The 16,641-nt window shown below is 67.5% G+C and carries 22 protein-coding genes and 2 pseudogenes; 16 read left to right on the top strand and 8 right to left on the bottom strand.

Annotated elements, in window-relative coordinates:
• The 12 genes and pseudogenes from SALPAC6_RS26585 to SALPAC6_RS29520 form a co-directional block, all read left to right on the top strand.
• Positions 1 to 707, top strand: a 707-nt coding sequence (locus tag SALPAC6_RS26585; protein WP_018255550.1) for a transposase family protein, incomplete at its 5' end; no start/stop codon positions are given.
• Between the two features lie 123 nt (positions 708 to 830).
• Positions 831 to 1,235 (top strand): SCO4402 family protein, encoded by a 405-nt coding sequence (locus SALPAC6_RS0122375; RefSeq protein ID WP_018255551.1) that lies wholly within the window; start codon positions 831 to 833, stop codon positions 1,233 to 1,235.
• Positions 1,236 to 2,096: 861 nt separating this feature from the next.
• Positions 2,097 to 2,291: a hypothetical protein gene (locus tag SALPAC6_RS30550; protein ID WP_223874374.1), complete on the top strand. Its 195-nt coding sequence runs from the start codon at positions 2,097 to 2,099 to the stop codon at positions 2,289 to 2,291.
• Complete coding sequence (locus SALPAC6_RS30555; RefSeq protein WP_018255553.1) at positions 2,292 to 2,675, top strand: reverse transcriptase domain-containing protein; 384 nt, start codon at positions 2,292 to 2,294, stop codon at positions 2,673 to 2,675.
• Between the two features lie 15 nt (positions 2,676 to 2,690).
• The gene (locus SALPAC6_RS30560) at positions 2,691 to 3,281 is read left to right on the top strand and encodes a group II intron maturase-specific domain-containing protein (protein ID WP_018255554.1); all 591 of its coding nucleotides are present in this window, start codon (positions 2,691 to 2,693) and stop codon (positions 3,279 to 3,281) included.
• 349 nt (positions 3,282 to 3,630) lie between these two features.
• Positions 3,631 to 3,930 carry a type II toxin-antitoxin system Phd/YefM family antitoxin gene (locus tag SALPAC6_RS0122395; protein WP_188115270.1) on the top strand — a complete coding sequence of 100 codons (300 nt, stop codon included), beginning with the start codon at positions 3,631 to 3,633 and terminating at the stop codon, positions 3,928 to 3,930.
• Positions 3,931 to 3,938: 8 nt separating this feature from the next.
• Positions 3,939 to 4,169, top strand: a complete 231-nt coding sequence (locus tag SALPAC6_RS0122400) for a type II toxin-antitoxin system RelE family toxin (RefSeq protein WP_033666949.1) — start codon at positions 3,939 to 3,941, stop codon at positions 4,167 to 4,169.
• 406 nt (positions 4,170 to 4,575) lie between these two features.
• Positions 4,576 to 4,980 carry a helix-turn-helix domain-containing protein gene (locus SALPAC6_RS28450; RefSeq protein ID WP_317889036.1) on the top strand — a complete coding sequence of 135 codons (405 nt, stop codon included), beginning with the start codon at positions 4,576 to 4,578 and terminating at the stop codon, positions 4,978 to 4,980.
• A gap of 28 nt (positions 4,981 to 5,008) precedes the next feature.
• Positions 5,009 to 6,397, top strand: a pseudogene (locus tag SALPAC6_RS26590) (IS701 family transposase).
• A gap of 75 nt (positions 6,398 to 6,472) precedes the next feature.
• Positions 6,473 to 7,102, top strand: a complete 630-nt coding sequence (locus SALPAC6_RS26595) for a class I SAM-dependent methyltransferase (protein ID WP_080636119.1) — start codon at positions 6,473 to 6,475, stop codon at positions 7,100 to 7,102.
• Between the two features lies 1 nt (position 7,103).
• Positions 7,104 to 7,448, top strand: a complete 345-nt coding sequence (locus SALPAC6_RS0122425; protein ID WP_033666995.1) for a hypothetical protein — start codon at positions 7,104 to 7,106, stop codon at positions 7,446 to 7,448.
• Positions 7,423 to 7,656 (top strand): hypothetical protein, encoded by a 234-nt coding sequence (locus SALPAC6_RS29520; protein ID WP_027661730.1) that lies wholly within the window; start codon positions 7,423 to 7,425, stop codon positions 7,654 to 7,656. Before SALPAC6_RS0122425 ends, SALPAC6_RS29520 begins: the two co-directional genes overlap by 26 nt.
• Positions 7,657 to 7,698: 42 nt before the next feature.
• On the opposite strand, the gene SALPAC6_RS0122430 is transcribed toward SALPAC6_RS29520, so the two are convergent.
• A complete protein-coding gene (locus tag SALPAC6_RS0122430; RefSeq protein WP_026189977.1) occupies positions 7,699 to 8,142 on the bottom strand; it encodes a GNAT family N-acetyltransferase in 444 nt (147 codons plus the stop codon).
• Positions 8,143 to 8,333: 191 nt separating this feature from the next.
• Here SALPAC6_RS0122430 and SALPAC6_RS29525 point away from each other — a divergent pair, with 191 nt between their 5' ends.
• The 3 genes from SALPAC6_RS29525 (at position 8,334) to SALPAC6_RS0122445 (ending at position 9,870) form a co-directional block, all read left to right on the top strand.
• A complete protein-coding gene (locus tag SALPAC6_RS29525) occupies positions 8,334 to 8,477 on the top strand; it encodes a hypothetical protein (protein ID WP_162562055.1) in 144 nt (47 codons plus the stop codon).
• Positions 8,431 to 8,616: a hypothetical protein gene (locus SALPAC6_RS31355; RefSeq protein ID WP_026189978.1), complete on the top strand. Its 186-nt coding sequence runs from the start codon at positions 8,431 to 8,433 to the stop codon at positions 8,614 to 8,616. Before SALPAC6_RS29525 ends, SALPAC6_RS31355 begins: the two co-directional genes overlap by 47 nt.
• 411 nt (positions 8,617 to 9,027) lie before the next feature.
• Complete coding sequence (locus SALPAC6_RS0122445; RefSeq protein WP_018251432.1) at positions 9,028 to 9,870, top strand: IS5/IS1182 family transposase; 843 nt, start codon at positions 9,028 to 9,030, stop codon at positions 9,868 to 9,870.
• Between the two features lie 134 nt (positions 9,871 to 10,004).
• Here the strand turns inward: SALPAC6_RS0122445 and SALPAC6_RS26600 are convergent, their stop codons facing one another.
• From SALPAC6_RS26600 to SALPAC6_RS0122490, 7 genes and pseudogenes are all read right to left on the bottom strand, one after another.
• Complete coding sequence (locus tag SALPAC6_RS26600) at positions 10,005 to 10,157, bottom strand: hypothetical protein (RefSeq protein WP_018255561.1); 153 nt, start codon at positions 10,155 to 10,157, stop codon at positions 10,005 to 10,007.
• A gap of 371 nt (positions 10,158 to 10,528) precedes the next feature.
• A pseudogene (locus SALPAC6_RS26605) lies at positions 10,529 to 10,947 on the bottom strand (transposase); the annotation flags it as partial.
• A 162-nt stretch (positions 10,948 to 11,109) separates the two neighbouring features.
• Entirely contained in the window at positions 11,110 to 11,328 is a 219-nt protein-coding gene (locus tag SALPAC6_RS28460; RefSeq protein ID WP_027661625.1) for a DUF4265 domain-containing protein, read from the bottom strand.
• A gap of 252 nt (positions 11,329 to 11,580) precedes the next feature.
• Positions 11,581 to 11,757 carry a hypothetical protein gene (locus tag SALPAC6_RS29765; protein ID WP_018255564.1) on the bottom strand — a complete coding sequence of 59 codons (177 nt, stop codon included), beginning with the start codon at positions 11,755 to 11,757 and terminating at the stop codon, positions 11,581 to 11,583.
• Positions 11,758 to 11,794: 37 nt separating this feature from the next.
• Positions 11,795 to 12,952, bottom strand: coding sequence for a thiolase domain-containing protein (locus SALPAC6_RS0122480; RefSeq protein WP_026189979.1), 1,158 nt, complete (start codon positions 12,950 to 12,952; stop codon positions 11,795 to 11,797).
• Positions 12,949 to 14,007 carry a thiolase domain-containing protein gene (locus tag SALPAC6_RS0122485; RefSeq protein WP_018255566.1) on the bottom strand — a complete coding sequence of 353 codons (1,059 nt, stop codon included), beginning with the start codon at positions 14,005 to 14,007 and terminating at the stop codon, positions 12,949 to 12,951. Before SALPAC6_RS0122485 ends, SALPAC6_RS0122480 begins: the two co-directional genes overlap by 4 nt.
• The gene (locus SALPAC6_RS0122490; protein WP_018255567.1) at positions 14,004 to 14,999 is read right to left on the bottom strand and encodes a Zn-ribbon domain-containing OB-fold protein; all 996 of its coding nucleotides are present in this window, start codon (positions 14,997 to 14,999) and stop codon (positions 14,004 to 14,006) included. Before SALPAC6_RS0122490 ends, SALPAC6_RS0122485 begins: the two co-directional genes overlap by 4 nt.
• Positions 15,000 to 15,088: 89 nt before the next feature.
• Here SALPAC6_RS0122490 and SALPAC6_RS0122495 point away from each other — a divergent pair, with 89 nt between their 5' ends.
• Positions 15,089 to 16,639, top strand: coding sequence for an acyl-CoA synthetase (locus tag SALPAC6_RS0122495; protein ID WP_018255568.1), 1,551 nt, complete (start codon positions 15,089 to 15,091; stop codon positions 16,637 to 16,639).
• The last annotated feature ends 2 nt before the right edge of the window (positions 16,640 to 16,641 follow it).

A 16,641-nucleotide genomic window follows, 5' to 3' on the forward strand; every position in this document is an offset into this window, starting at 1 on the left:
TGGTGCTCGTCTGGTTCCGTAAAGGCGAGGACGTGACCCTGCTGGGCGCCGGGTTCGGGATCTCCCGCGCGACCGCGTACCGGTACCTGGCTGAAGGCGTCACGGTGCTGGCCGCGCAGGCCCAGGATCTGCACGCGGCCCTGCGCCGTGTCGCCGACGACGGCTGGTCGTACGTGATCCTGGACGGGAAACTGTTCGACTGCGACCGGGTGGCTGAAACCACCGTCAGCGTCAAGGGCGACACGATCGACGCCTGGTATTGCGGCAAGCACCGCGACTTCGGCGGAAATGTTCAAGCGATCATGCGTCCGGATGGACTGCCCGTGTGGACCTCCGAGGTGATGCCGGGGCACCTACACGACCTCACCTGCGCCCAAGTGCAGGGCATCACCGCCGCCCTGAACTGGGCCGCTTCCGAACTCGACCTGCCCACCCTGGCCGACTCCGGTTACGAAGGCGCAGGCCAAGGCGTCAAAGTCCCGATCAAGCAACCCACCGGCAGGCAACAACTCGCTCCCGACAACCGCGCCTACAACCGGCTACTACGCGGACTGCGCTGGCAGGGCGAACGGGGCTTCGCGATCCTGACCGGACGCTGGAAAACCCTCCGGCGCACCACCGCCAGCCCACGCCGGATCAGCGACATCGTCGCCGCCGCACTTCACCTGACCCACTTCGAGTACAAGTACCTACCGCAAAGTCGCTGAGATTACTTCATTAGCTTATAGCGAATTGATTACTCTTGATGGGGCAATGAAGGCAAATTTGCCGGGTAGTATTAGCGGTGCCATCGACCAAGATCCCACGAAAACGCATATTCCGTTCAGTGGGTGGAGGAGCTGGTCTTCTTGGGATCGGCCATGAGTGACATTCGATTTCCCGAGATGCGGCATGAGATGGTTCGGGCCGTGAAGGCCCTGGCAGACCCGGCGTATCAGTGGTCTGCGTGGATCCGACGCGAACTACCTCCCGGCGAGTATGACGAGTTCACTCATCGTATCCACATTCTGTGTGATGATACGCAGGTACTGGAAGATCCGGACGCCGCAATCGGCACCTACCTAAGATCTCAGAAGGAAGTCAATGCGATGCGATGCTTGGCCCAAGCAATCGATTCGTTATTCGACGAATTGGGCACGGATCTTTCCGACGAGGAATATTTACGGGCGCCGGGCTGGACAGCGATCGTGGATGCCGCAGGTGCGGCGCTCTCAACCCTGAGGGCTAATGGCTAACGTGGTCTGCGTCGATGCACTCTTCTGGGTGACATCGTTACGATCCGTGCCCTCGCCGCTCCTAAGTGCGCCGAGGGTGATGAGCGTTCGCGGACGTTGCCGTCACGGTTGCCGTCGGGGACTCGACACCAATCTAGATGTATAGGTGTGATGGTTTGCAGTGGAGGGCTAGCGGGTTTTGCGGTGGCGTGTCGCGTAGCGGTGCGGTGTCGATGTATGCCCGGCATGGGTGATTGCTTGGGGGTGATAGTCCCCTGGGGAGAGAGGTGGTGCTTGCCCCGAGCCGGAGGCAACGGCGTCGTTGTGAGGCGGGGTCGGGAGGAAGCCCGAGGCGAAGCCCTGCACCGAGGGATACGATCCGTGTAGTGAGGCGGGGCGGCTTGGGTGAGTCGGCATTGCACGACGAAGCCCGTCACCATCGATAGGGCCGTCACGTAGTCGCGGCGGGTGTAGGGGGAAAGTGATCGTTCTTTTCCGGGGAGGTCTGTCCGGGTGTTGCCGCCGCTGGTGGCGACGGTCTCGGCGGTGAGGGCGGGGTGGACTGGGCAGAAGTCAGCAGAGGCCGTAGTACCGGCGGGGGTCGATGTTTCATGTCGGGATGGGCTGAACGTTAAGTGAGGCGAAGGATCTGGTGTTGCTCGTGTCGGTCGTGGTGATCGCAGCCATCCTGCGGACGCGGGCTCGTTGTGGGCGGTGAGGGTGGGTCCGTCCAAGGCTGCGGTGGAGTGTGGCGGCCGGTCGGCGCGCATTGGGGATAGCGTCTTGGCGGTCGAGGGGCTGTCGTTGTGGGAGCAGGTGCTCTCGCCGCGGAATCTTGGTCGTGCGTTGAAGCGTGTGGAGTCCAATCGGGGTGCATCTGGTGTGGGTGGTCTGGTTACGCACGAGCTTCGTGGGTGGCTGCGCCAGCACTGGGGGCAGGTCCGGGAGGCTCTGGACGCGGGTACGTACCAGCCGCAGCCGGTGCGCCGGGTGGTGATCTCTAAGCCCGGGGGCGGTTCGCGGAATTTGGGTGTGCCCACGGTGCTGGACCGGTTGATCCAGCAGGCGATCGCGTAGGTGCTCACGCCGATCTTCGACCCGCATTTCAGTGGTGCCAGCTTCGGGTTTCGTCCCGGCAGGTCCGCCCATCGGGCGGTGCAGGTCGCGCGGCGAGCGGTCGATGACGGGCTGTGCTGGGTCGTCGATGTTGATCTGGACCGGTTCTTCGACCGGGTTCAGTTCGATGTGTTCATGGCGCGGGTGGCTCGCAAGGTTGACGACCGTAGGCTGCTCAAGTTCATCCGCCGGTACCTGGAAGCCGGGGTGATGGTCGATGGGGTCAAACTGGCGACCGAGGAAGGGATGCCGCAGGGCTCCCCACTCTCGCCGATCTTGTCGAACATGATGCTCGATGACTTGGACCGGGAGCTGTGGCAGCGCGGTCACCGGTTCGTTCGCTAGGCCGACGATGTTCGCGTGTTCGTGCGTAGCGAACGAGCCGCCCACAGGGTGCTCGCCTCGGTCACGAGGGTGATCGAGGAACGGTTAAGGCTCAAGGTGAACCAGGACAAGTCCTCAGTTCGCTCGGCTCCGAAGGCAACATTGCTCGGATTCGGGTTCTACTGTTCCGGGTCCGAGGTCAGGATCCGGGTCGATCCCAAGGCGGTGCTGCGGCGCAAGCAGCGGCTACGCCAACTGACCCGCCGCAACTGGCGGGTGCCGATGGGCAGTCGGATCGAAGAACTCAACGGGTTCATGCTCGGGTGGATGGGCTACTTCCGGCTCGTCGGCACGCCGACTGTGTTCCGCCGGATGGATGCCTGGCTACACCGCCGGCTGCGGCAGGTGCGCTGGAAGGAATGGAAACTTCCCACACGCAGAGTGCGAGCCCTCAAGTCGATGGGGATCCCGACTGGCCAAGCCCACCAGTGGGGCAACAGCCGCCGGGGCCATTGGCGTATGGCCAGGTCTACCGCGCTCAGCGTCGCCCTGCCCGGCGCCTACTGGGACAACCTCGGCCTGCACCGGCTCTTCGGACTCTGGCAACGGTTCAACCGAGCGGCTTGACGAACCGCCGGATGCGGGCCCGTATGTCCGGTGGTGTGAGAGGGGGTCGGGCGACCCGGCCCCCTACTCGATCCCCGAACCCACTGCGGTGCTGATCCACTGAGGGGATCGTCCCCGGCCTGTTGCCGCGCCGTGGTTGGTTTGATGCTTCTGGTGGTCCGTCGGGTGCGTGCGCGCGGGGCCGAAGGTGTAGCGCGTGCGCGCGGCCCGGCCCAAGCAGGGCCGTTCTTGATTAGGTGAAGCAATCTTTAGCCCAGTGGCTCCGTCGGCGGCGGGGTCGGTTGGTCGGGGTTTCGGGGCTGCGCCGCTTCTCTCATGCTGAACGGTACCGCATGGTACGGTGTGGTGTATGACGAGGATTACGTTGCGGGAGTTCCGTGATGGCGCGGGTCGGGTGCTGGACGGGGTGGAGCGCACCGGTGAGCCGGTTGTCATCACGAAGTACGAGCGGCCCGTGGCCGTCCTGGTCGGTATTGACGAGTGGGAGGAGATCGAGGCGTTCCGGGACCGTCGGGACGCTGCGGTGATTGCTCGTTCCCGTGCTGAGGGTGAGTTCGTGCCGTTGTCGGCGGCTCTGGAGTCGCTCGGGGTGGATCCTCGTGAGGTGGAGGCGCTGCTGGCCGACCGGGCCGGCGGCGCGGCGGCGTGAAGGTGTAGATCGACCGGGATGTGCTGGTCTGGCTGCACAAGCAGCCCCGCAACGTCTTCCTGACCGTCCTGAGCGCGATCCTCGGCCTGGTCTCCGACCCTGCGCCGCAGAACTCGACCGAGATGCGCGACGGATCCGGGCGTCGGTTGCGGGTCGGTGACTACCGGGTGCTCTACCGCCTCGACGGTGACGAATTGACCGTCCATGATGTCGGGCATCGCAAGGACGTCTACTCATGAACCGCCTGGCTCCGGTGGCCATGTCCGGCCGTCATGGGCTCGCGGTCAAGGGCCATCCAGGGAGCGGTCGCCCGACGCCGCCGGGATGCGCTTGAGCCGGCAGGGGTGGTGGCGTCCATCAGTGGTGGTCCGGGTCAACGGGCTGCCCTTGTTGCCGGGCGTGCGTCGGTGTTGCTGTCATGACTGCTGTCAGCATCGACGACGCTGATATTCGACGGGTAGAACCGTTAAGCGAATGTGCAGGTGGGACCCGTCATTATCTAGTGTCCTGCGCCGGGAATTCGTTGATTAATTGTAGGATTGGTGGGTGGCGCGTAGAGGTCGGCCGGTGGTTGTGGTGACGTTGACCGATGAGGAACGCGCGACGTTGGTGCGTTGGTCACGGCGGGCCACGTCGTCGTAGGCCCTGGCTCAGCGGTGTCGGATCGTGTTGGGCTGCGCGGAAGGCAAGTCCAATCAGGATGTTGCTGCGGAGTGGGGGATCTGGCCGCAGACGGTGGGCAAGTGGCGTAACCGGTTCGTGGCCCGCCGGTTTCAGGGTCTGGTTGACCAGCCCCGGCCGGGCGCACCACGCACGATCGGTGATGAGCAGGTCGAGCAGGTCGTGGTTGCTACCTTGGAGCGCACGCCGACCGACGCCACGCACTGGTCGCGGGCGTCGATGGCGGCCGAGTCTGGGCTGTCGCGCTCGACGGTGGGTCGGATCTGGAAGGCCTTCGGCCTTAAACCCACCTGGCCCCCACGCCGCCGGCAACCGCGCCCTGGAACTAGTAGTGCTTTGTTAGGTCGTTGTGGCGTGTCGCTTGTGTGAGCATGGTGGCGGTGTTTGGCTGCGGTGCGTGGATGAGCGGGAACTCGCCCGGGTGCGGGGGCGGTTGGAGGACTTCGCGGCGGGGATCTTCGCGGGGTTGCGGGCGGTCGGATCAGCGGGCGACGGGTCTGCGGTATCTGCGGGGGTTGATGCTGGATGGCCGGCGGAAGTCGATGCAGCCGATGGCGCAGCGGCTCGGGGTGGATCATCAGCAGTTGCAGCAGTTCCTGACCTCGTCCACCTGGGATGTCGGCGGTGTGCGGCGGCGGCTGGCCACGGCCGCGGTCGAGGTGGTGGCGCCTGAGGTGTGGGTGGTCGACGACACTGGATTCCCGAAGGACGGCAAGGCCTCGGCGTGTGTGGCCCGGCAGTACTCCGGCACTCTCGGAAAGGTCGCCAACTGCCAGATCGCCGTCACGGTTCACGTGGCGACTGACACGGCGTCGGCGGTGCTGAACTGGCGGTTGTTCCTGCCGGAGTCCTGGGATGAGGGCTGCGTGCCCGGCCCGGACGGCAAGCCCGCCAACGTGCACGCCCGCAGACTGCGTCAGCAGCCGGTCACCCTCGATGCGGCCGGGGCGAAGAAGCCCAACACCCGGGTGCGGCCGGCCGCGCCGAGCAGATCGCGCAGATCCGCCGCCGGCGGGCGGCATCCAAGGTCCCCGACACCGAGCGGTACCGGCCGAAGTGGCTGATGGCCCTGGACATGCTCGACGAGCTGGCCCAGTGGGGACTACGTCCGCCGCTGCTGACCGCCGACGCCGGCTACGGGCAGGTCGCCGAGTTCCGTCAGGGATTGACCGAACGCGGCATCGGCTACATTGTCGCGACCACGTCGTCGACCACCGCGCAACCCGGCGACGCCCAACCGGTGCAGGTGCCCTACGCCGGTGTCGGCAAGCATCCCGCACCGCGCTACCCCCACCCGGCCCGCAGCCTGATACACCTCGCACTGGCCCACGGCGCCGACGCCACGACGCTGGTGCGCTGGCGCGCCCGGCTACCCACACCCGACCGCGACCCGGACCGGCCTATCGGTGAACTATCCGGGCACTTCTTCGCCCTACGGGTGCGTCCCGCCGGCCGGGCCATCCGACGCGGACCCCACCGCGGCGACGACGGGGTCCTGCCCGAATGCTGGCTACTCGTGCAATGGCCCCCCGGCCAGGACGAACCCAGCGACTACTGGCTGTCCGACCTCCCCGCCGACACACCGCTTGCCGAACTGGTCCGCCTCGCCAAAAGCCGCTGGCGCATCGAACACGACTACCGCGAGCTCAACACCGCCCTCGGCCTCGACCACTTCGAAGGACGATCCTGGACCGGCTGGCACCGCCACGTCACCCTCACCGCAGCCGCCCACCTATTCCTCACCCACCTGAGGCTGACACGCCCAAAAGCAGCGGGGCAGACCTGAGCCTCTACGCCGTCCTGCGCGAACTGCAATACCTACTCGCGACCTGGCTCGGGTTCTGCCCCCTCTGCCACCAACTTGTCCCAACCTAACAAAGCACTACTAGGGCCCGGGGCGGGAAAGGTCGCGTACGCGCTGGCGGACCAGGGTGTGTCCGTCGTCGCGCTCGGCATCTCACCCACGATGTGTAAACGCATCGAACAACACCGGGGTACTCGTGCGGTGACCCCCGTCGTCGGTGACATGACCGTCATCGACGTCGACGGCTCGTTTGATCTGGTCTACTCCACCACCAGCACACTGTTCTCACTGCTGACCCAGCAGCAGCAGATCGACTGCTTCACGAGCATGGCCCGGGTGCTGACCGAGGAGGGCACCGTGGTCGTGGAAGCGTTCGTACCACTGCGGCAGTGCGCCGTGCTCAACCGCCAGAATGTGGCGCTACGCGCGTTCGACACCGACAGAGTAGACATTTTGGCCACCATGCACGATCCGGTCAGCCAGCGGATCACCTTCCGCGAGCTACGGATGGCAGACGGGCAACCCGCAGCGGTACTACCCGCCGACATCCGCTACATCTGGCCGTCAGAGCTCGACCTGATGGCACAACTGGCCGGACTCACACTGGTCAACCGGTACGGAGGGTGGGACAAACGCCCGTACGAGGCGTCCTGCCCACGGCACGTGTCGGTCTACGGCAGGCCGTGAGATGACGGTGCTGCCCTCTTGGGACCTTCCTCCTGGGACCGACGTGCTGGCCGACCTGACCGACCTGTACCAGCGGTACGAGATCGCGGCCGGTCCACCACTGGCAGCCGACCCGCACCTGCTCGACGTGTTCGACCTGGTACTGACCCGGACCAGCGCCCTGGCCTACCGCGAACGGCTGCTGAGCCTGACCCACGCCGGCCACTGGTGGGCCGGCGACCGAAGCGAGAACACCTCCGGCCTACCTGCGGGTCCAACAGCACCTCGCCCCGATCGCCGGCCTACACGCCCGGTTACAGGCGTGGGCGGCCCGACTGCCGGTGGGCTGGCTGACCACCCACAGTAGTACCGCCGCCGCGCACCGGCAATGGCTGCGGAACTGCCGCGCCGGCCGTTGGCTGTCCCCGGGTGAGGAAGACCTCCTGGCCGACCTGGACAGCACCACCGCCTGGCGGCAGCTCTACGAAGACACCGCAGCACGGGTCACCCAAACCAGCCGCGGTGCCACCGCGTGGGCGGGCATGGCCTCGGTCGCCGCGGCCTGCCGGAGTTGATGCGGGCGCGCCGGTAGCGAGGACGGTGGCAGCTGTGAGAGGTCAGCTTCCGGAGCGCCGGCTGGCGGTGAAGGCGCGGGCCATGCCGACCGAGGCTGGGGCGGTTTCGGTGAAGCCGAAGCGGGTGTACAGGTGGCGGGCGTCACCGTCGGCGATGAGGGAGACGTAGGCGCTGTCGGGCACTTGGCGTTCTAGTTCCGCGGTGAGCGCTTCCATGATCCGCTTGCCGAGCCCATGCCCCTGGTGCTCGGGGCGTACGCAGACATCGACCACCTGGAAGTGGCAGCCGCCGTCGCCGACCACGCGACCCATCCCGACCGGTTTACCGTCGTGCCGGACAACCACGCCATACCACGTGTTCGGCAGGCCGGCGGCGGCTGCGGAGATGGTCTTCGGGCTCAGCCCACTGGCTTCGCGCAGCTCGCGGTAGACAGTGACGGACGGCACCTCCGCCGCCACAATGTAAGGAGCGAATCCGTTAGTCATTCCTGACATGGTACCGGCCGGCCAGATCCCTGACCGGCCGGTACCCGCGAGTCAGTTGGGGTTGGTCGCGCGCTGGAAGCTGCCAGAACGACGAGCGGGCCGGCAAGGCGGCGGCTTCAGCCTGCCAGCGCTGCTAATCGGGTTCTCTCACCCGCATGTCCCTGCCATGCCGAGCCAGAATCGAAGCCGCGATGGGCGCGGAGATCGCTTTGGTGCAGCCGGGCGTGGTCACGTCGTTGGAGAACGCCCTCCTCGTCGGGTGGTGCGTACTTGGCGGCGCGGCGGACAATGTCCTCGGCGTCGAAGGTCGCCGACCATGGACCACGCCGACCTGACCTTCGTGCCGGCGCCGACACAGTACGAACTCGACCGAGGGCTCGGCGCCTTCCGGCGGCGCCGGATCAGCCGACGGTGATCCTGGATGCGCGGCCGTTGATGACGCGGTTGGCCCAGCAACGGGCCTGCCTGCGGTGATGGCCCAAGTCGGGTCAGGTGGTGATCGGCCTGCCGCCGGCGCAGCTATGCAACCGTATGGTCGTGTCCGCCCGGCGGATCATCGTCGAGCATTGGCCGCGGGCGGATCGGTGCCCGCTGTCCGCTGTCCGGTGTGTGGGTCGGTGGTGGTACCAGTCACCTAACTGGGCCAAAGGTATTTCGCCCCAGGCCAGGCCGGAGTCTGATGCGACGGCGTACAGCGATGGTGTGTCCTGGGCGGCCGCGGGCCAGCAGCGACCGCCTACGTGACTGAACTGATCTCAGCGACGCGAAGGTGTTGATTGGTGCGACACGGGCGAAAGCGATGAGATCGGACGGTGCTGGAAGTGGGCGTGGGGCCCTCGGTAGGTAGTTCTCACCACAAGATCACCCACACGGTGAGGACCCCACGTGATCGCATATCGTGCCACGGCCGACGTCCCCAGGGAACTCGTGCAGTACCTCGGCCGGCTGCTGGCCGCGCAACGCAACGCCAAGGGGACACGACGCGACACTCGCGCGTTGACCTGCTTCCACCAAGCGCTCCTGGTGCTCGTCTGGTTCCGTAAAGGCGAGGACGTGACCCTGCTGGGCGCCGGGTTCGGGATCTCCCGCGCGACCGCGTACCGGTACCTGGCTGAAGGCGTCACGGTGCTGGCCGCGCAGGCCCAGGATCTGCACGCGGCCCTGCGCCGTGTCGCCGACGACGGCTGGTCGTACGTGATCCTGGACGGGAAACTGTTCGACTGCGACCGGGTGGCTGAAACCACCGTCAGCGTCAAGGGCGACACGATCGACGCCTGGTATTGCGGCAAGCACCGCGACTTCGGCGGAAATGTTCAAGCGATCATGCGTCCGGATGGACTGCCCGTGTGGACCTCCGAGGTGATGCCGGGGCACCTACACGACCTCACCTGCGCCCAAGTGCAGGGCATCACCGCCGCCCTGAACTGGGCCGCTTCCGAACTCGACCTGCCCACCCTGGCCGACTCCGGTTACGAAGGCGCAGGCCAAGGCGTCAAAGTCCCGATCAAGCAACCCACCGGCAGGCAACAACTCGCTCCCGACAACCGCGCCTACAACCGGCTACTACGCGGACTGCGCTGGCAGGGCGAACGGGGCTTCGCGATCCTGACCGGACGCTGGAAAACCCTCCGGCGCACCACCGCCAGCCCACGCCGGATCAGCGACATCGTCGCCGCCGCACTTCACCTGACCCACTTCGAGTACAAGTACCTACCGCAAAGTCGCTGAGATTACTTCACTGTGTCCATTGCTCCCTTTCAGTGGTCTCCGGCATTCGGGACTCCTCGCCGGCGATCGCCGCTGTGCGCCGGCCGGTGCCGGCGGGGTCAGGTGGATGAAACTGAAGAGGGCGGTTCGGAGTGTTAGGTCTGGTTCGGGGCGAGGGTGAATACTCCGGGTTCGTTTTCGGTGAGGACGTGGCGGTTGACCATGTGTTTCAGCTTCGCGCGGGTGCCTTCGACGTTCTTGGGTGAGGGCTCGACGTCCAGTGCGAGGCAGATGCCTTTGGCGCGCATGCCGTGGGGCGCGGTGCCGAGGACATGCAGGATCTGCTGGTAGGTCCACTGGCGATGGTGAGATCGTCGGAAAGAACGGCTTGAAAGACGTGGCCGCGGACCGGTGCGGCCCGGCCGGACGCATCGAAGTCAGCAAATCAGCGACGGTGACGCCGTTGCGGGCGTGGAATTTGTAGAACGTGCTGACCGCGGCGAGCTTGCGGCTCACACTGGCCGCCGTCAGTGATGCTCGACCGTCGGCAACACCGCCACCGCCCCACGGGCCACCGGCGGCAGCCGCAGCCAGGCCACGAAACCAGCCACCACCTCCAGATCCGCCCGCTGCCAATCGCCGGCTCGGAGAGAGGACAGGTCAGCGCTGGCTCCAGATAACGGCCGACGATCTTCTTCCCGGCGTCGGGGCCCTGTGTGGGCAGGGGGACGTTGGTGGAGGTCTCACGCTCTGGCTGTCCATGATGGAGGCAGTGGGTGTGATGGTGCGGCCGTGGTGGTCGCGGACGAGGCCGGTGAGCTGGTAGTTGAGTTCGGTGAAGATGCCTTCTTTGCTCCAGGCGGCGAAGTAGCCGTAGACGGTGCGGTAGGGCGGGAAGTCGTGGGGTAGGTAGCGCCAGGCGATGCCGGTGCGGTTGACGTAGAGGATGGCGTTGAAGATGTCGCGCAGGTCGTGGGTGGGGGTACGTCCGCTGACGCCGGCGTCGGTGCGTGCCTGTCGTCAGGCGGTCAGGCGGGGTGCGATGAGGGCCCAGCGGGCGTCGGACAGGTCGGACGGGTAGGGGCGCCGTTCAGTCATGCAGTAGGCGTACGGTGTCCGGGCCTCGACCTGGCGGACGTCATGTCCGTCGGTGCGGGATGAAAGTGAGGCAGACACGATCCCGGGGTGATATCCGCTGAACCCGGTCAGGCCTACGTCCATCGATATGTTCTCTTTCTAGGTCGGGTCGGGCATCTCGCGCTACCGAGGTCGAGGCGCGAATCGGTCATTAACGGCTCGAAGACCCGCGAACTGCTCGTGCACCGCTCCTACGTTCCGCCCGAGCGGGCCATTCGGCAAGGGCAGGACCCGGATCGTGCAGTTGCCTGACGCATGGACGCGCTCAATTGCCCATCGCACACCGTTGTCGTCGGTCGTGAAGCGGACGATGTCTCCCTCCGCGATGCCGTCCAGCTTCATCCCGGACCTGCCTGTCTGGCGCTATCGATGCCACGCCGTATTCACCTCACGAGTAGCCGAAGTGCCGGATAGACCACGTCTACGGGTATGAAGGATAGGCGTCGCGCAGCGCGTTGGATCCGCCCGGCCCAGCGTCAAGCCCGTGATGGCCGCCTGGTTCCGTCGGGGGTATGTGATCGTAGCGTTCGTTGAGGTGCTGGACGCGTTCTGCCGGGTAGGCCTTCGTGACGGGTCGACAGTGGTGATCGGCTGTCAGCGGGTGCCGTAGAAGGCGGGCGGGGCGGCTGGGTCGGAGTCTTCCTCGCTGGCCATCTCCCTCGCGACCTCGGCGGCGGTCGGGCTGAGGGCTGCCATGGTGGCCGCGATGCCGAGGGCGGCGATCGCCACGCCGATCGCCGCACTGAGGAACAGGGTTTTGAAGGTGTTCATCTGGGCCTCCCCATCGGAATGAGAACCTGTACCTACGTCACCGACCCGGGGTGTCGCCGACGACCCACATCGAGAAGAACTGCGACCCGCCGCCGTACGCGTGACCCAGCGCCGTCTTCGCTCCGGCTACCTGGTGCTCGCCGGCCCGTCCCATCACCTGCCTGGCGGCCTCGGCGAAGCGCAGCATGCCGGAGGCGCCGATCGGGTTGGAACAGAGCACTCCGCCCGACGGGTTGACCGGCAGGCGCCCACCGATCTGGGTCTCGCCCGACTCGGTGAGTTTCCAACCGTGCCCGGCCTCGGCAAAGCCCAGGTTTTCCAGCCACATCGGCTCGAACCAGGAGAACGGCACGTAGATCTCCGCCACGTCGACCTCGGTGAGGGGGTCGGTGATTCCGGCCGCCTGCCACAGTGCCTGGGCGGCCTCGGCGCCGGCCCTCGGGTTCACGTGGTCCTTGCCGGCGAAGTAGGTCGGCTCGGTGCGCATCGCTGTCGCCCGGATCCACGCCACCGGCCGCTCGCTCGCCTCGGCTGCCGCCTGGTCGCCGATCACCATCGCGCAGGCACCGTCGGAGGAGGGGCAGGTCTCGTCGTACCGGATCGGGTCCCACAACATCGGCGAGGCCTGCACCGAGTTCAGGGTGATCTCCGGCTGGCGCAGGTGAGCGTAGGGGTTGAGCGCACCGTTGCGCCGGTCTTTCACCGCGACCATCGCTCCGACGTGCTCGGGTGCGTTCGAGCGTCGAATGTAGGCGCGGACGTGCGGCGCGAAGTAGCCACCGGCCCCGGCCCCGATCGGGGCGGTGAAGGGCGGTTGGATGGAGAGCGCCCACATGGCGTTGGACTCCGACTGCTTCTCGAACGCGACCGCGAGTACGCGGTGGTGTATGCCGGCCCGGACCAGGCTGGTCGCCACGACCCCGGTGGCGCCGCCCACCGAGCCCGCCGTGTGCACCCGCAGCAACGGGCGCCCGGCGGCTCCCAGCGCGTCGGCGAGGAACAGCTCCGGCATCATCACGCCCTCGAACAGGTCCGGCGCCTTGCCCAGCACGACCGCGTCGATCTGCGGCCAGTCGACGCCCGCGTCGGCCAACGCGCGGTCGATCGCCTCCCGGCACAGCCCGGCCATCGACACGTCGGTACGGCGCGTCTGGTGCTGCGTCTGCCCGGTACCCAGCACGGCTGCTCGTCTCATGACCTCGCCTCCAGCAGACAGATGAGGTTTTGCTGCAACGCCGGCCCGCTGGTGGCGTGTCCGGCCGCCCGCCGTGCCTGGCCGCTCATGACCTGTTCGGCGGCGGCGCCGATGCGCGCCAGCCCGGCCGAGAACATGGGGTTGCCGCAGAGCGCACCCCCGGATGGGTTGATCCGGACTTCGTCGCCGAGGCCGAGTGCGGTGCGCAGCAGTAGCTCCTGGTGGGTGAAGGGGGCGTGCAGCTCGGCCACGTCCAGGTCCGCCGGCAGGGCCACCGCCTCGGCCGCGGCGGTCGCGGACGGCACCGTGGTCAGGTCCCGCTCGCCGAGGCCCTGCGGGTCGACCCGGTGCGCCACGCCGCTGATCCAGGCCGGCCGCTTTCGGTGTCGGCGGGCGCGCTCGCCGGCGGCCAGCACCAGCGCGGCGGCGCCGTCGGAGACGGGTGCGCAGTCGTGCGCCCGGAGCGGATCGGCGACGTAGGGCGTGGCGACCAGGTCGTCCACGGTGAACTGGCCGGACACCTGGGCGTAGGGGTTGGTGCTGGCGTCGGCCCGGCTGCGGGCCGCCACGTCGGCCATGGCCTGCTCGGTGACGAGCCCGGCGTCGATGGCGAGCCGGGCCTGGAGCGCGGCGACACTCACCGAGTCGGGCCAGAGCGGCGCGGCCACGTAGGGGTCGAGCTGGAGCGTCAGCACCCGGCGCAGCAGACCGGCCGAGGACTTGCCGAAGCCGTAGACCAGCGCGGTCTCCGCCTCCCCGGCCAGAATCTTCACGTACGCCTCGTAGAACGCCCAGGCCGCGTCCATCTCCACGTGCGACTCACAGATCGGCGGGTACGCCCCGATCGCGTCGATCGCGTTGACGAAGGAAAACGCCCGGCCGGCGAGGTAGTCCGAGGAGCCGGAGCACCAGAAGTCCACCTCGCGGCGGTCGAGGTGGGCCGCCGACAGGGCCTGGTGGAAGAGCGGGACGAGGGTTTCGACGCCACTGGTGGTCCCCGCGGATGGTCGGCAGGGTGCCTGGGCGAAGCCGATGACGGCGACAGCCGGGTTCACAGGTGCTCCTGGTAGGACTCGTACGGCGCATCCGGTTCGCCGGTGGGGCGGAAGTGCGCGATGTTCTCCGGGGTGGTGGACCAGGTCGCCGGGTCCCGCCAGACCGCGGCCACCCGCATGCCCATCCGGACGTCACCGGCCTCGCCGAGGATCAGGTGGGGGATCGGGATGTCGGCACCGTCGAGGAGGACCTGGGCGACCACGTACGGCGGGTCCAGTCGCTGCCCGGCGAAGGGAACGTTGACCACGCAGAACGTGGTGACCGTGCCGTGGTCGCGGACCGGCACCTCCTCCTCGGTCGGCACGCCGTCGGCCGGACAGACCCGGGGCGGTACGTAGACCTTTCGGCAGGCCGGGCAGCGCTGGCCGAGCAGCCGTCCTTCGGAGAGTGCGTGCAGGTATCGACTCTCCTCGGCGGAGGTGGTGTGGGTGTAGGAGAGCCGAATCGGCGTCGTTATGCCGGTGACGAGCTCACCGTTGGCGCCAGCACCGCTGCTGGTGCCGGGATCGCCGCTGGTGCTGTCATCGGGCGGGTGGGGCGGCCCCGCGTCGGGCTCGAAGCAGGCGATGTCCCGGATGTGTCCGGATCGCTCCGCGGCCCAGCGGATGCGGACCCGCATGCCGGTCCGCATCGACTCCCGGGTGCCGGCATCGACGGCGTGCAGCAGCGCCGTGTCGGCTCCGTCGAGTCGGATCAGTGCCCAGCCGAACGGTCGCTCGAGAGGCTGCCCGTCGAGCGGGCGGTCGGTCCAGGTCCAGCTGGTCACGGTACCGGTGGGCGGGACGGGAACGAGCTCGGTCACCGGCGCGTGGGTCGCCGGATCGTATTCGAGTGGGGGAACGTGGACGCGGCCGTCGGCGGTGCGGGCGCCAAGCACTCGACGGTCGCGCAGGCCGGTCATGAATCGCCCCAGGACCGGGCCGAGGGAGCGGGTGTAGTCGAAGGCGATGTCCAGCGGGGCGGCGAGCGGGGGCGCCGAAGCGGTATCCACGAGGGCCAGTGAAACATGTTCTAGCAAGGCGAATCAAGGTCACTCCAGTCTGCTGTTCAGGAAGTGGAACACGTTATAGAGTCTGGTTTATGACTGGCATCGGGCTGTGGAACATCGCGAGTCAGGATCCGGATGGGATCGCCGTCGTTGACCCGGATGGCCGGGGCGTCACGTATGGCGAGTTGGCCGCCGAGGCCAACCGAATCGGGCGCGGCCTCCAGGCGCTCGGGCTGGCACCCGGGGACACCGTGGCGATGCTGCTGCCCAACAGCGCCGACCTGCTCGCCGCCGAGTTCGCGGCCCTGGAGACGGGGCTGTACTCGGTGCCACTGAACGGGCACCTGACCGCCGCCGAGATCGCCTACATTCTGCGCGACAGCGGCGCCCAAGCCTTCCTCGCGCACAGTCGATTCGCCGAGGTCGCCGCGGCTGCCGCCGTCGAGGCCGGCATCCCGGCCGACGGATGTTTCGCCGCGGCCGGTGGGGTTCCCGGGTTCCGTCCGCTCGCCGACCTCGGTGCCGGCAGCTCCGCTCGCCCCGCGCCGCGCACACTCGGTGCGTTGATGGTCTACACCTCCGGAACGTCCGGGCGGCCCAAGGGCGTACGCCGTCCGCTGACCGGCGCCGACCCGGACACCGTTCCGCCGGTGTCGCTCTGGTTCTTCGGGCTGTTCGGCCTCGAACCCTTCGACTCCCACGTGCACCTGTGCTGCTCGCCGCTCTACCACACCGCGGTGATGAACTTCGCGGTCATCTCGCTGCAGCTCGGCCATCCGGTGGTGCTGATGGACCGGTGGGACCCGCACGAGATGCTGCGGCTCATCGAACGGCACCGGGTCACCCACAGCCACATGGTGCCGACCCAGTTCCGTCGCCTGCTCGCCCTGCCGGAGAAGGTTCGGACGGCGTACGACCTGTCGTCGATGCGGGTGATGATCCACGGCGCCGCGCCGTGTCCGCACGAGGTCAAGCGTCGGATGCTCGACTGGTGGGGGCCGGTGGTGGTGGAGTACTACGCCGCCAGTGAGGGCGGCGGCACCCTGATCACCGCCCAGGACTGGCTGACCCGGCCCGGTTCGGTCGGGCAGGCCTGGCCGGGCTCGCAGGTGCGGGTGCTCGACCCGGACGGCAACGACGCGCCAGTGGGCGAGCCCGGGACGGTGTATCTGCAGATGGGTGACACGACCTTCGAATACCTCGGCGACGCCGAGAAGACCCGGCAGTCCTGGCGTGGCCGTATGTTCACCGTCGGCGACATCGGCTATCTCGACGACGATGGTTACCTCTATCTGTGTGACCGAAAGAGCGACATGATCATTACCGGCGGGGTGAACGTCTATCCGGCCGAGATCGAGGGGGAGCTCGCCGCTCATCCGGCGGTGGCGGATGTCGCGGTCTTCGGCATCCCGCACGACGAGTGGGGTGAGGAGATCAAGGCCGTGGTGCAGCCGGAGCTGGGGGTGACGGCTGGCTCGGAGCTGACCGGTGAGCTGCTGGAGTTTCTGACCGGCCGGCTGGCCCGCTTCAAACTGCCCCGAAGCGTGGACTACGTCGAGGAGTTGCCCCGCGACCCGAACGGCAAGCTCTACAAGCGACTGCTGCGCGACCCGTACTGGGCCGCGCAGCACCGCTCGATCTGACC

It is taken from the genome of Salinispora mooreana, assembly GCF_000379065.1.
Taxonomy (GTDB): domain Bacteria; phylum Actinomycetota; class Actinomycetes; order Mycobacteriales; family Micromonosporaceae; genus Micromonospora; species Micromonospora mooreana.